The organism is Hydrogenophaga sp. L99, from assembly GCF_058731905.1.
The window spans coordinates 1,101,133-1,117,158 of record NZ_CM178972.1; the positions used below are offsets into that span (position 1 = coordinate 1,101,133).

General features: G+C 66.4%; 13 protein-coding genes. 9 read left to right on the top strand and 4 right to left on the bottom strand.

Features of this window, described 5'->3' with window-relative positions; all coding sequences use genetic code 11:
- The first annotated feature begins 78 nt into the window (after nt 1-78).
- The 8 genes from AC4QBL_RS05280 (at nt 79) to AC4QBL_RS05315 (ending at nt 10,736) form a co-directional block, all read left to right on the top strand.
- On the top strand, nt 79-747 hold the full coding sequence (locus tag AC4QBL_RS05280; RefSeq protein WP_304840701.1) for a DUF4194 domain-containing protein: 669 nt from the start codon (nt 79-81) through the stop codon (nt 745-747).
- Entirely contained in the window at nt 740-4,135 is a 3,396-nt protein-coding gene (locus AC4QBL_RS05285) for an ATP-binding protein (protein WP_304840703.1), read from the top strand. Before AC4QBL_RS05280 ends, AC4QBL_RS05285 begins: the two co-directional genes overlap by 8 nt.
- Nucleotides 4,132-5,370, top strand: coding sequence for a Wadjet anti-phage system protein JetD domain-containing protein (locus AC4QBL_RS05290; RefSeq protein WP_304840705.1), 1,239 nt, complete (start codon nt 4,132-4,134; stop codon nt 5,368-5,370). Before AC4QBL_RS05285 ends, AC4QBL_RS05290 begins: the two co-directional genes overlap by 4 nt.
- A complete protein-coding gene (locus AC4QBL_RS05295) occupies nt 5,367-6,848 on the top strand; it encodes a cobyric acid synthase (protein ID WP_304840707.1) in 1,482 nt (493 codons plus the stop codon). The genes AC4QBL_RS05290 and AC4QBL_RS05295 overlap by 4 nt, the downstream gene beginning before the upstream one ends.
- Before the next feature lie 15 nt (nt 6,849-6,863).
- Nucleotides 6,864-7,916 (top strand): nicotinate-nucleotide--dimethylbenzimidazole phosphoribosyltransferase, encoded by a 1,053-nt coding sequence (gene cobT, locus AC4QBL_RS05300; RefSeq protein ID WP_304840709.1) that lies wholly within the window; start codon nt 6,864-6,866, stop codon nt 7,914-7,916.
- 124 nt (nt 7,917-8,040) lie between these two features.
- Nucleotides 8,041-8,847 (top strand): adenosylcobinamide-GDP ribazoletransferase, encoded by an 807-nt coding sequence (locus AC4QBL_RS05305; RefSeq protein ID WP_304840711.1) that lies wholly within the window; start codon nt 8,041-8,043, stop codon nt 8,845-8,847.
- Nucleotides 8,844-9,410: a histidine phosphatase family protein gene (locus AC4QBL_RS05310; RefSeq protein ID WP_304840713.1), complete on the top strand. Its 567-nt coding sequence runs from the start codon at nt 8,844-8,846 to the stop codon at nt 9,408-9,410. The genes AC4QBL_RS05305 and AC4QBL_RS05310 overlap by 4 nt, the downstream gene beginning before the upstream one ends.
- Before the next feature lie 33 nt (nt 9,411-9,443).
- Complete coding sequence (locus tag AC4QBL_RS05315) at nt 9,444-10,736, top strand: DUF445 domain-containing protein (RefSeq protein WP_304840715.1); 1,293 nt, start codon at nt 9,444-9,446, stop codon at nt 10,734-10,736.
- A gap of 62 nt (nt 10,737-10,798) precedes the next feature.
- On the opposite strand, the gene nth is transcribed toward AC4QBL_RS05315, so the two are convergent.
- The 3 genes from nth to AC4QBL_RS05330 form a co-directional block, all read right to left on the bottom strand.
- Nucleotides 10,799-11,434, bottom strand: a complete 636-nt coding sequence (gene nth / locus AC4QBL_RS05320) for an endonuclease III (RefSeq protein WP_472906465.1) — start codon at nt 11,432-11,434, stop codon at nt 10,799-10,801.
- 32 nt (nt 11,435-11,466) lie between these two features.
- Nucleotides 11,467-12,948 carry a S8 family peptidase gene (locus tag AC4QBL_RS05325; protein WP_472906464.1) on the bottom strand — a complete coding sequence of 494 codons (1,482 nt, stop codon included), beginning with the start codon at nt 12,946-12,948 and terminating at the stop codon, nt 11,467-11,469.
- A 219-nt stretch (nt 12,949-13,167) separates the two neighbouring features.
- Nucleotides 13,168-13,971, bottom strand: coding sequence for an HDOD domain-containing protein (locus tag AC4QBL_RS05330; RefSeq protein WP_472899003.1), 804 nt, complete (start codon nt 13,969-13,971; stop codon nt 13,168-13,170).
- Nucleotides 13,972-14,166: 195 nt separating this feature from the next.
- On the opposite strand from AC4QBL_RS05330, the gene AC4QBL_RS05335 reads away from it, so the two are divergent.
- Nucleotides 14,167-15,369, top strand: a complete 1,203-nt coding sequence (locus tag AC4QBL_RS05335) for an aminotransferase-like domain-containing protein (protein WP_472906463.1) — start codon at nt 14,167-14,169, stop codon at nt 15,367-15,369.
- Between the two features lie 46 nt (nt 15,370-15,415).
- Here AC4QBL_RS05335 and AC4QBL_RS05340 read toward each other — a convergent pair whose 3' ends face one another.
- Entirely contained in the window at nt 15,416-15,970 is a 555-nt protein-coding gene (locus AC4QBL_RS05340; RefSeq protein ID WP_472906462.1) for an NUDIX hydrolase, read from the bottom strand.
- Nucleotides 15,971-16,026 lie beyond the last annotated feature (56 nt).

Consider the following 16,026-nt stretch of genomic DNA (forward strand, 5'->3'; position numbering starts at 1 on the left):
GAGCATCGCCCTGCAAACCGCGCCAGAGATGGGCGGTCCTGGCGTCGGGGTGGTTGCATTTTTTGAGGACGTTCGTTCATGACGCATGAAGTGCCTGCAGACACCATGCGCCCCGGCGCATCACAACCCGACTTGACCAGCCTGGTCGTCCCCTTGTTGAAGGGCGTGCTCTACCGCGAAGAGGATGCCGCGCAGTGGGCTGCCTTGATGCAACTTCAACCGCGCGTGCGTGATTACGTGGCGGTACTGGCGCTGGACTTGGTGGTGGACGAGGCCGAGGGCTACGCCTTCTTGCGTTCCCGGCAGCAAGCCGACGACGGTGCGCCGGCGCTGCCGCGCCTGGTGCGGCGCCAGCCTTTGAGTTTTCAGGTGAGTCTGCTGTTGGCGTTGCTGCGCAAAAAGCTGGCCGAGTTTGACGCCAGCGGCGGGGACACACGCCTGATCTTGACCCGCAGCGCGGTCGTGGAACTGGTGCGGGTGTTTCTCCCCGCGGGCTCCAATGAGTCGCGCCTGATGGAACAGATTGAGACCCAGTTGAACAAGGTGATCGAACTGGGCTTTGTGCGCCGTCTCAAGGCCCAGGCCGATGGGGCGGGTGGCCGCTCCTCGCAAGAGCCGGTGTACGAGGTGCGCCGCATTCTCAAGGCTTTTGTCGACGCCCAGTGGCTGGCCGACTTTGACCAGCGACTGGGCGAGTACCAGGCCCAACTGGCCGCGTCCGCCACCACGGAGTCGGACGATGCATGACATGACCTTGGCGGGCTTTCGTCTCGCGCGCCTTGAAGTGTTCAACTGGGGCACTTTTGACAAGCGGGTCTGGTCCTTGGAGCTGAACGGGCGCAATGGTTTGTTGACCGGTGACATCGGCTCGGGCAAATCCACCCTCGTCGACGCCGTCACCACGCTGCTGGTGCCCGCACAGCGCATTGCTTACAACAAGGCGGCCGGGGCCGATGCCCGGGAGCGCTCGCTGCGCTCCTATGTGCTGGGGCATTACAAGTCCGAACGCCATGAGGCCAGCGGCAACGCCAAGCCGGTGGCACTGCGCGATGCCAGCCACTACGCCGTGATCCTGGGCGTGTTCCACAACGCCGGGTTTGACCAGACGGTGACGCTGGCGCAGGTGTTCTGGATGAAGGACAGCTTTGGGCAGCCCGAGCGCTTTTATGCCGTGGCGGACAAGGCGCTGTCGCTGACCCACGATTTTTCTGACTTCGGCACCGCCGTTGCGGCCTTGCGCACGCGCCTGCGCAAAAGCGGGGTGGCGCTGTTCGACAGTTTTCCACCCTACAGCGCGCACTTTCGCCGCCGCCTGGGCAACATGGGCGAGCAGGCGCTGGAGCTGTTTCACCAGACCGTGTCCATGAAGTCGGTGGGCAACCTGACCGATTTCGTGCGCCACCACATGCTGGAGCCGTTTGACGTGGCCCCGCGCATCGCGGGGCTGCTGGCGCATTTTGACGACCTGAGCCGCGCCCACGCGGCGGTGCTGAAGGCCAAAGAGCAGGTTGATGGGCTCACGCCCCTGGTGGCGGACTGCGACAAGCACACCGCCCTGGTGGACAACGTGGCCGAGCTGCGCCTGTGCCGCGAGACGCTCAGACCCTGGTTTGCCGGTCAAAAAACCCAGCTGCTGGCACAGCGCCTGGAGAGTCTGGACGTTCAGCTCGCCAGTGAATCGGCTAAGGTGACGCGCTTGCAGGAGCGCAAGGCCGAGCAGCAAACGCAGGAGCGCGATTTGCGCCTGAGCATTGCCCAACGCGGGGGCGACCGGATCGCGCAGATCGAGGCCGACATGGCGCGCCAGCAAACCGAGCAGGAGCGGCGCCAGAAAAACGCCCAGCGCTACGACCAGTTGCGCCTTGGTCTGGGGCTGCTGCAGGTGAGCAACCGAGAAGAGCTGCAAACCCAGCAACAGGGTTGTGCTGAGCGGCGGTTGGTGGACAGCGCGCGCGATGCCGTGGTGCAGAACGAATTGACCGAGCGCGGTGTCGAGCTGGCGCAAGGACGCGCCGAACACGCGGCCTGGTCCGACGAAATCAGGAGTCTGCAGGCGCGGCGCAGCAACATCGATGCGCAACACATTGCGTTGCGGGCGGCCCTGTGCCAGGCGCTGCGTTTGCGCGAAGACGACATGCCGTTTGCCGGTGAGCTGCTGCAGGTGCACGACGACGCACGCGACTGGGAGGGGGCAGCCGAGCGCGTGCTGCACGGCTTTGCGCTCTCTTTGCTGGTGCCCGAGGCGCACTACGCCCAGGTTGCCCAGTGGGTGGACGACACCCACCTGAAGGGGCGCCTGGTCTATTACCGGGTTCGCGCCGGCGGGCGCCTGGATCGGTCCCAGCTGCACGCGCAGTCGCTTGTGCGCAAGATTGCCATCAAGCCCGACTCCGCCTTTTACGATTGGCTGGCTCATGAGGTGGCGCGTCGCTTTGACTACGCCTGCTGCAGCACGCAAGAGCAATTTCGTGCCGAGCCCAAGGCCATCACCCGTGCCGGGCAGATCAAGGCCGCGGGCGAGCGCCACGAAAAAGACGACCGCCACCGCCTGGACGACCGCAGCCGCTATGTGCTGGGCTGGAGCAACACCGCCAAGCTGGACGCCTTGCAAGCCAAGCTGCGTGTGCTGGAGGCCCGCCTGGCCGAGATCGGCCAGCAGATCGGTGATCTGCAGCAAGAGCATGCAGCCATTCGCGAGCGGCAGGACTGCCTGGCCAAGCTGGAGGAGTTTCAGGACTTCAACGAACTGGACTGGGCTGCGAACGCGCGCGAGGTCGCCCGGCTCGGTGCGGAGCGGGCCAAGCTCGAAGCCGCCTCTGACGTGTTGATCACGCTGACCCAGCAGTTGAAAACGCTGGGCGAGGCGTTAAACAAGACGGAAGAGCAACTCATTGAGCAACGCGACAAGCGCTCAAAAACCGAACAAAAGATTGCCGACGCGCTGGCCTTGAAGCGCGACGCCGAGGGCTTGATGGCAGAAGCACCCGACGGGTTGGCAGCGCGTGTGCCGCGCCTGCAGGCCTTGCAAGCCGAAATGCTCGGCACGCTTGCGCTGACTGTCGAGTCTTGCGATGCCCGCGAGCGCGAGATGCGCGATGGCCTGCAAAAAACCATTGATGCCGAGGAAGGCCGCGCCCGACGCGTGCTGGAAAAAGTCATTGACGCCATGCGGTCTTTCAGCGACCGCTTTCCCGTGGAAACGCAAGAAGTTGATGTGGCCATGGGCTCGGCCGGCGAATACCGCAGCCTGTTGCAGCGCCTGGTGGCCGACGACCTGCCGCGTTTCGAGGCCGATTTCAAACGCTCGCTCAACGAGAACACGATCCGCGAGATCGCGAATTTCAGCTCGCAGCTGAGCAAGGAGCGCGAAACCATCAAGGAGCGCATTGGCCTCATCAACCAGTCGCTCACGCAGATCGACTACAACCCTGGTCGCACCATCACGCTGGAATTTCAAGCCGCCACGGACGCGGAGGTGCGCGATTTCCAGACCGAGTTGCGCACCTGCCTGGACGGTGCCCTGCACGGCGAGGGACAAGACAGCCAGTATTCCGAAGCCAAATTCCTGCAGGTCAAGCACATCATCGAGCGCCTGCGGGGCCGCGAGGGCCAGACCGAGCAAGACCGGCGCTGGAGCGCCAAGGTTACCGATGTGCGCAACTGGTTTGTGTTTGCCGCCAGTGAGCGCTGGCGCGAAGACAACCGCGAGCACGAGCACTATTCGGACGCCGGGGGCAAATCCGGCGGGCAAAAAGAGAAGCTGGCCTACACGATTCTGGCGGCCAGTCTGGCCTACCAGTTCGGTCTGACCTGGGGCGAAACCCGCTCCCGCAGCTTTCGCTTTGTGGTCATCGACGAGGCCTTTGGGCGTGGTTCAGACGAGTCGGCACAGTACGGACTGGAACTGTTCGGCAAGCTCAACCTGCAGTTGCTGATCGTCACCCCGCTGCAAAAAATTCACATCATCGAACCCTTCGTCGCCAGCGTGGGCTTCGTGCACAACGCCGAGGGGCGCGACTCGCGCCTGCGCAATCTGAGCATTGAGGCCTACCGAGAGGAAAAGGATCGGGCTGACCGGGGCACCACCGGCGGGACTATGGACCTTAGACAAGCGGCGCAGGGGTTGAGCGGATGACCTGGACCACGCCCGCCGACTTGCGCGCCCAGGTCCAGAAACTTTGGGACAAAGGCGACTTGCTCCGGCTGCTCATGCCGGGTGCGGTGATGGCGCCCCTGCGGCTGCGACTGGTCGGGCCGAGCTCGGCCGAGTTGGCCGAGCGTTTTGATGCGGTTCGGGCGTGGATGCGCGAGCTCGGCTGCTACGCACCGGCAGACTGTGCGTCGGGCTACCGCATCGCCATGCGCGAATTTCGCCACCGTGTGCTGGGTGCCAATGCCGTGCCCGATGCGATCTGGCTGGACACGCTGGACGCGGCGCTGGCGTTGATTGGCAAGAAAAAAGATGCGCAGCGGTTTGTGCAACTGCTGGACGGCACGCGGGTGCAACAGCCTGCCTTGCTGCCGTGGTTGCACCAGCGGCCACTGCAGGCGCTCGCCCTGGTGCCCGAGTGGCCGCGCTTGCTCGACGTGGTGACCTGGCTGCAGGCGCACCCTCGGCCCGGCGTGTACCTGCGCCAGGTCGATCTGCCCGGTGTGGACAGCAAGTTCATCGAGGCCCACCGGGGCGTGCTGTCGGCCTTGCTGGATCTGGCGCTGCCCGCTGACGCCATGGATCCCACGGCCAACGGGAGCAGCCAGTTTTGCCGCCGATACGGTTTTAAGGACAAGCCCTTGCGCATTCGCTTGCGATGGCTGGGCACCACCGCTGCGCTGTTGCCCGCAGCGGGGGCGCAAGACGTGACGCTGACACAAGCCGACTTCGGGCGCCTGGCGCTGCCGGTGCAGCGTGTGTTCATCACCGAAAATGAGGTTAACTTTCTCGCCTTTCCCGAGCTTGCTGACAGCCTGGTCATTTTTGGTTCTGGTTATGGTTTTGATGCCTTGGCCGGAGCGCACTGGCTGCGCGCTTGCAGCGTGCATTACTGGGGTGATATCGACACCCACGGCTTTGCCATCCTCGACCAACTGCGCGCCCATGTGCCGCAGGTGCAGTCGCTGTTGATGGACCGAACAACCTTGATGGCGCACACGGACCAGTGGGGGCAGGAGCCCACGCCGGTCCTGCGCGACTTACCCCGTTTGAATGCGAAGGAGCATGCTTTGTTTGACGACTTGCGCCACCGGCGCTTGGGCGCTTTTTCTGCCACCGGGCACGTGCGGCTGGAGCAGGAGCGCATCGGTTACGGCTGGGTGCAACAGGCCGTGGCTGCGTTGCCACCTTTGGACGACCGCATGAGGCCCACCGCATGACCGCCGTGTGTGTGATGGTGCTCGGCACCACCAGCGGTGCCGGCAAGAGCTGGCTGACCACGGCGCTGTGCCGCCACTACGCGCGCCAGGGGCTCAAGGTGGCGCCGTTCAAGGCGCAAAACATGAGCAACAACGCACGGGTCGTGGCCGGCGCATCAGGCGGGCAGGGCGAGATCGGCTCGGCCCAGTACTTTCAATCCCTCGCCGCCAACGCCGAACCCGACGTGCGCATGAACCCGCTGCTGCTCAAACCCGAGGCCGACACGCGCAGCCAGGTGGTGTTGATGGGCGAGGTCAGCCGCGAGCTGAGCGACATGCCGTGGCGCGGGCGCAGTGAAAAAGTCTGGCCGACCATCACCGCCGCGCTGGACGCCCTGCGGGCTGAAAACGACGTGGTGGTGATCGAGGGCGCGGGCTCACCGGCCGAGATCAACCTGCACGCCAGCGATATCGTGAACATGCGCGTGGCCCGCCACGCACAGGCCCGTTGCCTGCTGGTGACCGACATCGACCGGGGCGGCGCGTTTGCCCACCTGTACGGCACCTGGGCGTTGCTGCCCCCGGACGAACGCGCGCTGATCCACGGTTTTGTGCTCAACAAGTTTCGCGGTGACGCCGCGCTGCTGGCGCCCGGCCCGCAGATGCTGCAAGACCTCACCGGTGTGCCGGTGGTCGCCACACTGCCCATGTGGTGGCAGCACGGTCTGCCCGAGGAAGATGGGGTTTTTGACGACAAGACCCGGGCCGCCGGGGTGGTGACCCACACCATCGCCGTCATCGCCTACCCGCGCATCAGCAACCTCGACGAGTTTCAGCCGCTCAAGAACGTGCCGGGCGTGCGCCTGGTGTGGGCGCGCACCCCGGCCGACTGCGCCGGGGCCGACTGGATCGTGTTGCCGGGTTCCAAGGCCACGGGCTGCGACCTGGCGTGGCTGCGCACGCAAGGGCTCGACCGGGGCGTGGCCGACCATGCCGCGCAGGGCGGGGCGGTGCTGGGCATCTGCGGCGGCCTGCAAATGCTGGGCGAAGCGCTGATCGACAGCCACGGCATCGAACCGATGGCCCTGGGCAACGCCCCGGGTCTGGGTCTGCTGCCGCTGGTGACCGCTTTTGACGCCAACAAAACCGTGCGCCACACACACACCCGCTTCACCGAGTTGGTGGGCTGCTGGGCGGCGCTCTCGGGTGTGGCAACCCAGGGCTACGAGATTCACCACGGCCAGACCGCGCAGCACCCGGCCATGGCCGCCGCGGGCGATGTGGCCCGGCCTGTCTTGCCCGACGGCCTGGCCTGGCAGAACGGGGCGGGCAATGTGCTCGGCGTTTACCTGCACGGTCTGTTTGAAGACCCGCGGGTGTTGCACGCCTTGTTTGGCGCATCGGCGCCCACGCTGGACAGCGTGTTCAACGGCCTGGCCGACTTCCTTGAGCAACACGCCGAGCCCGGCGTGCTGAAAGCCCTGATCCAGAAAAATTGAAGAAAGTACCCGACCATGACCTACACCGTGCCGACTCTTGACGACATCGCCCAACCCGCCCTGGCGGCCCGCCTGCAGCACCTGCTGGACAACAAGACCAAGCCGCTGGGTTCGCTGGGCCGCCTGGAGGCGCTGGCGCTGCGCATCGGTCTGGTTCTGGGCACCGAGTCACCCGAGCTGAAAGACCCGCAACTGGTGGTGTTTGCCGGCGATCACGGCCTGGCGGCGCGCGGCGTGTCGGCCTACCCGAGCGACGTGACCTGGCAGATGGTGGAAAATTTTCTGGCCGGTGGCGCGGCGGTGAGTGTGCTGGCGCGCCAGCACGGCATCGGCCTCACGGTGGTGGACTGCGGCGTGTGCCACGACTTCGCGCCTCGACCGGGTCTCGTGATCCACAAGGTGGCACCGGGCACCGCCGATGCGCTTGAAGGCCCGGCCATGACCGCTGCGCAGCGCGACACCGCGCTGGCCAACGGCGCCGCGCTGGTGACAACGCTGCCCGGCAACGCGCTGCTGCTGGGTGAAATGGGCATTGGCAACACCTCGGCGGCCTCGCTGCTGCTGGCGCGCCTGAGCGGACTCGACGTGACCGACTGCACCGGTGCCGGCACCGGGCTGGACGCCGAGGCGGTGCAGCGCAAGATCGGCATCCTGCGCCAGGTGCTGGCGCGCCACTCCGACGCCACCGATCCGCTGGCCGCGCTGGCGGCCTTCGGCGGCTTCGAGATCGCCACCATGGTCGGTTCGGTGCTGCAGGCCGCGCAGGAGCGCCGCGTGATCGTGGTGGACGGCTTCATCGCCAGCTCGGCGGTGCTGGTGGCTGCGGCCCTGCAGCCCGCTGTGCTGCAGCGCTGCGTGTTTGCCCACCGCTCGGGCGAGCGCGGCCATGCGCTCATGCTCGCGCACCTGAAAGCCGAACCGCTGCTCGACCTGGGTCTGCGCCTGGGTGAGGGCTCCGGTGCCGCGCTGGCCTGGCCGTTGCTGGCGAGCGCCTGCGCGATCCTGCGCGAGATGGCGAGTTTCGAGGCCGCGGGCGTGTCGCGCAGCGACGAAACCGCGCCCGTCTAAGGAACGTACGGTGGGTCACGCAGACACAGAAGCAGACGCAGGTCAAGGCAGCCGTGGTGCCGGCTCCGCCGCGCCACAGGCTGCGTCGCCAGCGGAGAAGGTGCCCAGCGGCGCAGGGCGGCTGATGATGCCACTGCGTCATTTTTTGCTGGCTATCCAGTTTTTCACTCGCATCCCGGTCACCGGGCGGCTGGCTGGCTGGGTGGGTTTCAGTCCGGCCATGCTGCGGGCCAGTGCGGCCCACTTCCCCGGCGTGGGCTGGGTGGTGGGCGGGCTGAGCGCGGCGGTGTTCTATGGCGCGTGGCTGGTGCTGCCGGCGCAGCCCGCAGCCGCCTGGGTGGCCGCTGTGGCCTGCACCGTGTTCAGCGTGTTGCTGACCGGTGCGTTCCATGAGGACGGTCTGGCCGATCTGGTGGATGGCCTGGGCGGCTCCATGAACCGCGAGCGCGCGCTCGACATCATGAAAGATTCGCGCGTGGGCACCTACGGCGCCCTGGCGCTGGTGCTGGCGGTGGTGGCCAAGGTGGCGTTGCTGGTGTTGCTGGCGCAGGCCGGCGGTGCCTGGCTGGCGGCGGTGGCGCTGTTTGCTGCGCACGTCACGTCGCGGCTCATGCCGCTGTTCGTCATTCGCACGCTGGCGCATGTGGGGGACACGCCGCAGTCCAAGTCCAAACCGCTGGCTGAGAGCATGGCCGTGGCCGGTTTGCTGGCGGGGTTGCTGTGGTGGGCACTGGCGATGGCGCTGGCTGGGTGGCTGCTGCCGGGCGCACCGTGGGCGTTGGCGGTGGTGGGCGCGCTCATGGGCATGGGATGGATGTGGCGCCTGCTGCACCGCCGCTTGCAGGGCTTCACCGGCGACGGCCTGGGCGCCACGCAGCAGGTGAGCGAAGTGTGCTTTTACCTGGCCATGGCGTTGGCGTTGGCGCTGTGAAGCTCTGGCTGCTGCGCCACGCCCAGGTGGGCCTGACCGCCGGGCTCTGCTACGGCGCCAGTGACGTGCCGGCCCACGAAGCGCTCACCCGCGAAGCCGCGCAAGCCGCTGCTGAACTGCTGCCGCCAAGCCTGCCGGTGTGGGTGTCGGCCCTGGGCCGCGCGCAGGCACTGGCGCACACACTGCGGCGGCTGCGGCCCGACCTGGGCGCGCCCATCACCGACACGCGCCTGAATGAAATGGACTTTGGCCACTGGGAGCTGCAGCCCTGGGACGCCGTGCCCCGCAGCGCTTTTGACGACTGGATGGCCGATTTCGCCCACCACCGTTTTGGTGGCGCCGAGAGCACGCAGCAGGTGATCGACCGCGTGGCCGGCGCCCTGCACGATTTGCGCGCGTCACAGGCCCGCGAGGCGGTGTGGGTCACGCACGCGGGCGTGATCCGGGCGGTGCAGTTTGTGGCGGCCCATGGCGCGGTGCCTACACCCGTGGCGATTGGCAGCGTAGACCAGTGGCCCCGGGACGCGCCTGCGCCCGGTGGCCACCTGTGCCTCGACTGGTGAGCAAGTACCCGCGATGCAGGCACACTGGAGCCCATGAACCCAACAAACCCCGGCGCCCCCCTCAGCCTGGCTCGCATGAAAATGCTGGCGGTGGGCTTGCTCGTGCTGGCGGGTGTGGTGTACGCGGCGGCCACCCTGCTGGAGCCGCGCCACTCCGCCTGGGGTTATGTGGCGGCAGCCGCCGAAGCCGCCATGATCGGTGCGCTGGCCGACTGGTTTGCCGTGGTGGCGCTGTTTCGCCACCCGCTGGGCCTGCCCATACCGCACACCGCCATCATCGTGGCCAACAAGGACCGGCTGGGCGCGCAGTTGGCGCGCTTTCTGGACGAACATTTTCTGGCCGCCGAACACGTGCAGCCCACGCTGGCCCGCTGGGACATGGCGGCTGCGCTGGGCCAGTGGCTGGCCCGGCCTGATGCGGCCCGCCGCGTGGGCCAGTGGCTGCAGCAGGCCACGCCTGCCCTGCTGGGCGCGCTGGACCAGACCCCCGCACGCCAGTGGGTGGCGCAACTGGCGCAGCGCCTGTTGCGCGAGGTGGACCTGGCCACCCTGGGCGGCCAGGCACTGGCCGCGCTCACCGCGCACGGCCACCACCAGCAGTGGCTCAACGGGCTGTTGCAGCAGCTTTCGGGCTGGGCCGGGCAAGAGGCGGTGCAAGAAAAGCTCACCGACGCCATTGCCCGCGAACTCAAGGAACTCAAATACGTGGGGCTGGACCAGATGGCTGCGCGCCTGGCCACCCGCAAACTGGTGGCCGCGCTCACCCGCACCCTGGCCGACGTGGCGGCCGACCCCGACCACGAACTGCGCCACCGTTTTGACGGCTGGATGACCGAGTCCATCAACCGCTTGCAGACCGACCCCGACTGGCAGGCCCGCGTGGCCCTGTGGCGCGACGCCTGGCTTGCCCAACCGCAGTGGAAGACGCCCATTGAAGCCTGGTGGCACGAGCTCATGGGCACGCTGCGGGCCGACGCGGTGAAACCCGAAAGCGCCCTGGGTGAGCGCATCGCCAGCGTGGTGCAAGCCGCCGGCCAACAGCTGCAGGCCGACGCCACGCTGCGCGCCTGGCTCAACACACAGGCCCAACAGGTGCTGCTGAGCCTGCTGGACAGCAGCCGTGAAACCATCGTGGGCTTTGTGGCCCAGCGCGTGCAGGCCTGGGACGCGCACGACATGAGCCGCACCCTGGAAAACAACATTGGCCGCGACCTGCAGTTCATCCGCATCAACGGCACCCTGGTGGGTGCGCTGGTGGGGCTCCTGCTGCACGCGCTCACGCAGGCGGTGCTGGCGCTGCCTGCGGTGCAGGCCTGGATGGGATGACCCGCGCCGTTGTGGTGCTGGACTCGTGTTGATGTGTTCAGGGCGACGCCACCCTGAAATCATCAGCCCTGCGTTTTCGGCTTGTAGTCGCAATACGCGGCCACCGTGCACTGGTGGCACAGCGGCTTGCGCGCCTGGCACACATAGCGGCCGAGCAAGATCAGCCAGTGGTGAGAATCTACCGCGTAGGCGGCGGGCACGCGTTTCAACAGCAGCTGCTCCACCGCCAGTGGCGTCTTGCCCGGCGCCAGGCCGGTGCGGTTGCTGACGCGAAAAATGTGGGTGTCCACCGCCATGGTGGGCTGACCAAACGCCACATTCAGCACCACATTGGCCGTTTTCCGGCCCACGCCGGGCAAGGCTTCCAGCGCTTCACGGGTGCCCGGCACCTCGCCGCCGTGCTGCGCCACCAGGATGCGGCAGGTTTCCATCAGGTGGCGGGCCTTGCTGCGGTACAGGCCAATCGTTTTGATGTAATTCTCAAGACCCTCCAGCCCCAGGGCCAGCATCTTCTGCGGCGTGTTGGCCACCGGGAACAGCTTGCGGGTGGCCTTATTCACGCCCACATCGGTAGCCTGGGCCGACAGCAACACCGCCGCCAGCAGCTCGAAGACGCTGGTGTACTCCAGCTCGGTCTGGGGCGTCGGGTTGCCCGCTTTCAAGGTGGCAAAAAAGGCTTCGATCTGGGCGGGTTTCATGGTGCCCGAGTTTATCTGTGCGCACCCGGCCTTCAGTCGTTGGGGTCGTACACGCCAGCGGCGGGTTGCACCGCTGGCAGCGCTCCGTCGGGCGGCAGGGGAGCGGCGAGCAGGGCTGCCGCGTTGATGATGCCGCTGCCGTATTCGGTGGTGTCCCATTGCGCGGGGCGCACCGCCGTCTGGCGCAGCAGATACTTGAAAACGCGCGGAATCTGCCACAAGCCGCCTGCGGCATAGCGGCTGTGCAGGTTGGGCACGCCGTGGTACGCGAGCCAGAGCGCGGCCACGCCCGAGCACAGCGCCGTGCCATAAGAGGTGCCGTCACCGTCCATTTTGGGCTCGATGCCGGTGGCGGCAGTGCCCGGCGGCAACGGTTGCGCCCTGACGCGGCGTATCACGTCGGACGGTGCACACAGGTCCACATACTGGCCCAGCGCGCTGCCCGACCACGGCCGCATGCCTGGCCCCACGCCGCCCATGGTGATGCAGCGGTTGTAGCGCCCGGGGTAAATGACCTCGCCCCAGACATTGCCCGCCGCGCAGGCCACGATGACACCGCGTTCGTAAGCGTAGTCCAGTGCATTGGACAGGTGCTGGCTGCCAAACAGTGCGCCCAGCGAAATGTTGATGACGCCGCAGCCTCCGTCTACCGCTTGGCGTATGGCCGCGCCCACTTTGTCCTTCACGTGGTCGATGATCACCGAGTCGGTCACGCGGTAAGGCACGATGGCGGCGCCCGGTGCTGCGCCATAAAAGGGCGGCTCCACCCCGTCCACCAGAAAGCCCGCTATGGTGCAGCTGGTGCGGGTGCCATGGCCGGGAAAACCGGGCAGCCATTCGTCGCGCGGGTCGGGGTGGTGGGGTCCGTCCCAGAAGTCGTAGCCGTCGCTCACCTTCACCGTGCTGCTGTGACCGCCGCTCCAGGCCAGCGCGCTGTGTTCGGTGTAGCCGGTGTCGATGTGGCCTACGCGTATGTCAGCCCAGGGCAGGGCGCCCTGAAACTGCGGGTTGCTCGCAAACAGCTCCCAGGCATTCACCACGTTGGCGCCACGCTCGTCCAAATGCCAGTCAAACGGGCCGCGAAACAGCGGCGCAAGCGCGCTAGCGGCGTGCAGCGTGTGCGCCCGGGGCGCCTGGCCAGTTTTTGAGAGTTTGGCAGCGGCTTGCGGGGTGGCTGCCCCCACGCTGCCACGCTGCGTCATGGCAAACAGCAAGTTGCGGCTCAGGCGGGTGACGGACCGAGCGCCCCATTGGCGCAGTTGCTCGTCCCAGGCTGCGTCAGACGCCAGCGCCCCGGCCTGGCGGGCCTGCTGCTCGGCGGCTTGTGGAATCACAAATACCTGGCTGCTGGGGCCGGGGGTCAGGCAGGCCAGCGTGCGCGTGTTGCCGAGTGCGGTTTGCAACTGCCTTAAAAAGCGCTTTTGTGCCCGCTCACCTGCAGGAAGTTGCACGCTGGTGATCCACGCGTCGCCCACTTCCTGGTGGCGATCGTTGGCCGGCGGGGGTTTGGGCATGGCGTCCTCCTGTGCGTGGAAGCTTACGGCGGTGTTGCGCCGGGCAAGCGTATTTCGCCACAGGAGGGGCTGCGTTGACCATCCTCAACAAGGGGGGAAAGGTCCGTTCGGTTGGGCGCTTTTGCGGAGGGAAACACCGGGGCCCCCCGCAGCCACTGCGCTGGCCGGGCTGTCTCCAGCGCCCTTGAACGGGTTGCTTGGCAGGAAACGGATTCCTGCTCAATGCAGGCGCGAGGCGTCTACATAGCGCTGGGCCTGTGGCAAGCGCTCACTGATCCAGATCGGGTCCAGGTTCAAAGCGGTCAATACATCGACAGGGAGACCGTCCACGGCGCTCGGGGTGGGCGCTGCGGCCAGCAACTCGGCCACGTGCAGCACGGCGCCCAGGCGCGAAAACGGCTGGGCAGCCATGGGGTCGGCTGCAGCGTCCAGCGCCCGGACCATGTTGTCGGGAAAATTCCAGCAGCGCGCCAGCTCGGCGCTCACCTGTCCTTCGGTCAAGCCCAGCAGCGCGTTTTGACGCTGCCAACGCTCACCCGGCGCCTGCGGCTGACGCTCGAACTCCGCCACGCACGACGGCGATTTCATGCCCATGATCAGCTCGCCCAGGCGCACCATAAAACCCGTGAGCCAGGCTTGTTCGCTGTCCGACCCCATGCTGCTCGCCAGCCACTGGCTCATACCGCCATAGGTTTGGCTGGCACGCCAAAAGGCCTCCCGGTCAATACCGTGCGCGACCGGAAAGGCGTCGTTGAAGCACGAAGCCAGCGCCAACGCGCGCACCTGGTTCACGCCCACGCGGGCAATCGCTTCGTCCAGCGTGCTCACTTTCTCTCGGTTGCCGTAGTGGGCGCTGTTGGCCAGTCGCAGCAATTGCACGGCCAGGGCGGGGTCGCGGGCAATGGCCTCACGCAATTCGGCCAGGGGCACATCGTCTTCGTTCAGCGATCGGATCAGATCGCTGGCTACCTCGGGCATCGTGGGCAAGGTCAGGTCTTTGAAGAAAGCGGCGGCGGTGGTCATCAAGGGGTTCTCCGAAACTGACTCGTGTTCATCAGGTAAATTTATGCGCATTCGCCACGCAGCCAAGGCCGGAAAACGGCTGGAAACCACAGCCATTTGGTTGGCGTGGTCTGTCGTACCGAACGGCACGAGCCCCACGACCCAGGGGCGCTAACATCAAGCCCACCGCTTTTCACCCCGTTGCAAAACACCGCCATGCCCTTCAATACGCCCTTTGCCGACCGCCTCAACAACGTTGAAACCTCCGCCATCCGCGAACTCTTCAAGCTGCTGGGCAAGCCCGGCATCATCAGTTTTGCGGGAGGCTTTCCTGACAGCGCCATGTTTGACGTGGACGGCATCCGCGAAGCCGTGAACGCCGCGCTGACCGAAGAGGCCGGCGCCGCCCTGCAATACGGCGCCACCGAGGGCTACAACCCGCTGCGCGAGCAGCTGGCCGACTTCATGACCAGCAAGGGCAACACCGGCGTGAAGCCCGAAGACCTGATCGTCACCACCGGCAGCCAGCAAGCGCTGGATTTGCTGGGCAAAACCCTCATTTCCCCCGGCGACAAGGTCATCGTTGAAGGGCCCACCTTTTTGGCCACCATCCAGTGCTTTCGCCTGTATGGCGCCGAGCTCATCACCGCGCCGGTGGACGGCCATGGCGTGAAGACCGACGAGCTGGAGCAGTTGATCGAACAGCACAAGCCCAAATTCGTCTACCTCATCCCCACCTTTGGCAACCCCAGCGGGGCCATGCTCAGCCTGGAGCGCCGCCAGCGTGTGCTGGAAATGGCGGTGAAGCACAACACACTGATCGTGGAAGACGACCCCTACGGCGACCTCTACTTTGGCGAAGCCCCACCGCCCAGCCTATTGGCCTTGAGCGCCAGCGTGCCTGGCAGCCGCGACCTGCTGGTGCACTGCGGCAGCTTGAGCAAGGTGCTCAGCCCTGGCCTGCGCGTGGGCTGGATGGTCGGCCCCGCCGAGCTGCTGGGCAAAGCCACCATGTGCAAACAGTTCAGCGACGCCCACACCAGCACCTTTGCCCAGGCCACGGCGGCGCAGTACCTGAAAGCTGGTCGCATGCCCGCCACGCTGGCCGAGGTGCGCGCCGTGTACGCCGAGCGCGCCAGCACCATGGGCAATGCCCTGCGGCGCGAGCTGGGCGATGCCATTGAATTTGTGCAACCGCAAGGCGGTTTGTTCGTGTGGGCCCGCCTTACCGGCGCGGGCGGCCAAGTGGCCGACGGCGGTGAGCTGGCTAAACGCGCGATTGAAAAAGGCGTGGCCTTCGTGCCCGGCGCGCCGTTCTATGCCAACAACCCCGACCACGCCACCCTGCGCCTGAGCTTTGCGACGGTGGGGGTGGAGAAGATTGAAGAGGGTGTGGGGCGCTTGGCTCAGGCCATCTGACGTGTTGCAGCCTGGCGCCGTGGAGGCGCTGGGCTCCCAGGCGCCCTCAGGCGATGTCGATGGCGTGAAAGCCGAACTGCCCGCGCTGGCGGTCGGCAAAGTAGTGTTCCAGGGTTTCCTTGACGGTGCGAAACGCGATCTCGTCCCAGGGAATCTCGGCTTCGGTGAACAGGCGGGCCTCGATGGTTTCCACGCCGGGGTTGAACTGGTCGCTCAGCAGGCGGGCGCGGTAGTACATGTGCACCTGGCCCACGCGGGCCACGTTCATCAGGGTGAAGATGTCGCCCATCTCAAACTGCGCACCAGCTTCTTCCACCGTTTCACGGGCCGCGCCCTGGGCGGTGGTTTCGTTCAGCTCCATGAAGCCGGCGGGCAAGGTCCATTTGCCAAAGCGGGGCTCGATGTTGCGTTTGCAGAGCAACACGTATTCACCCGAGGCGCCCCACACCGGGACGGTGCCCACCACGTTGAGCGGGTTTTCGTAGTGGATGGTGTGGCAAACGGTGCAAACGGCGCGGGGTTTGGTGTCGCCGTCATCGGGGATGCGGTAGGCGACGGGGGAACCACATTGTCTGCAGTGTTGTATGGGGCTGCGGTGCATGTGCAAAGTGTAGGGGGAAACAAAAAGGGCTCCTTGCGGAGCCCTTGGAGTCACGG

Excerpts from the sequence above, each read along its gene's own strand:
- nth (WP_472906465.1), bottom strand. The coding sequence starts at position 11,434 with ATGAAACCCGCCCAGATCGAAGCCTTTTTTGCCACCTTGAAAGCGGGC.
- AC4QBL_RS05285 (WP_304840703.1), top strand. The coding sequence starts at position 740 with ATGCATGACATGACCTTGGCGGGCTTTCGTCTCGCGCGCCTTGAAGTG.
- AC4QBL_RS05335 (WP_472906463.1), top strand. The coding sequence starts at position 14,167 with ATGCCCTTCAATACGCCCTTTGCCGACCGCCTCAACAACGTTGAAACC.
- cobT (WP_304840709.1), top strand. The coding sequence starts at position 6,864 with ATGACCTACACCGTGCCGACTCTTGACGACATCGCCCAACCCGCCCTG.
- AC4QBL_RS05330 (WP_472899003.1), bottom strand. The coding sequence starts at position 13,971 with ATGACCACCGCCGCCGCTTTCTTCAAAGACCTGACCTTGCCCACGATG.
- AC4QBL_RS05340 (WP_472906462.1), bottom strand. The coding sequence starts at position 15,970 with ATGCACCGCAGCCCCATACAACACTGCAGACAATGTGGTTCCCCCGTC.
- AC4QBL_RS05315 (WP_304840715.1), top strand. The coding sequence starts at position 9,444 with ATGAACCCAACAAACCCCGGCGCCCCCCTCAGCCTGGCTCGCATGAAA.
- AC4QBL_RS05290 (WP_304840705.1), top strand. The coding sequence starts at position 4,132 with ATGACCTGGACCACGCCCGCCGACTTGCGCGCCCAGGTCCAGAAACTT.
- AC4QBL_RS05280 (WP_304840701.1), top strand. The coding sequence starts at position 79 with ATGACGCATGAAGTGCCTGCAGACACCATGCGCCCCGGCGCATCACAA.
- AC4QBL_RS05295 (WP_304840707.1), top strand. The coding sequence starts at position 5,367 with ATGACCGCCGTGTGTGTGATGGTGCTCGGCACCACCAGCGGTGCCGGC.
- AC4QBL_RS05325 (WP_472906464.1), bottom strand. The coding sequence starts at position 12,948 with ATGCCCAAACCCCCGCCGGCCAACGATCGCCACCAGGAAGTGGGCGAC.
- AC4QBL_RS05305 (WP_304840711.1), top strand. The coding sequence starts at position 8,041 with ATGATGCCACTGCGTCATTTTTTGCTGGCTATCCAGTTTTTCACTCGC.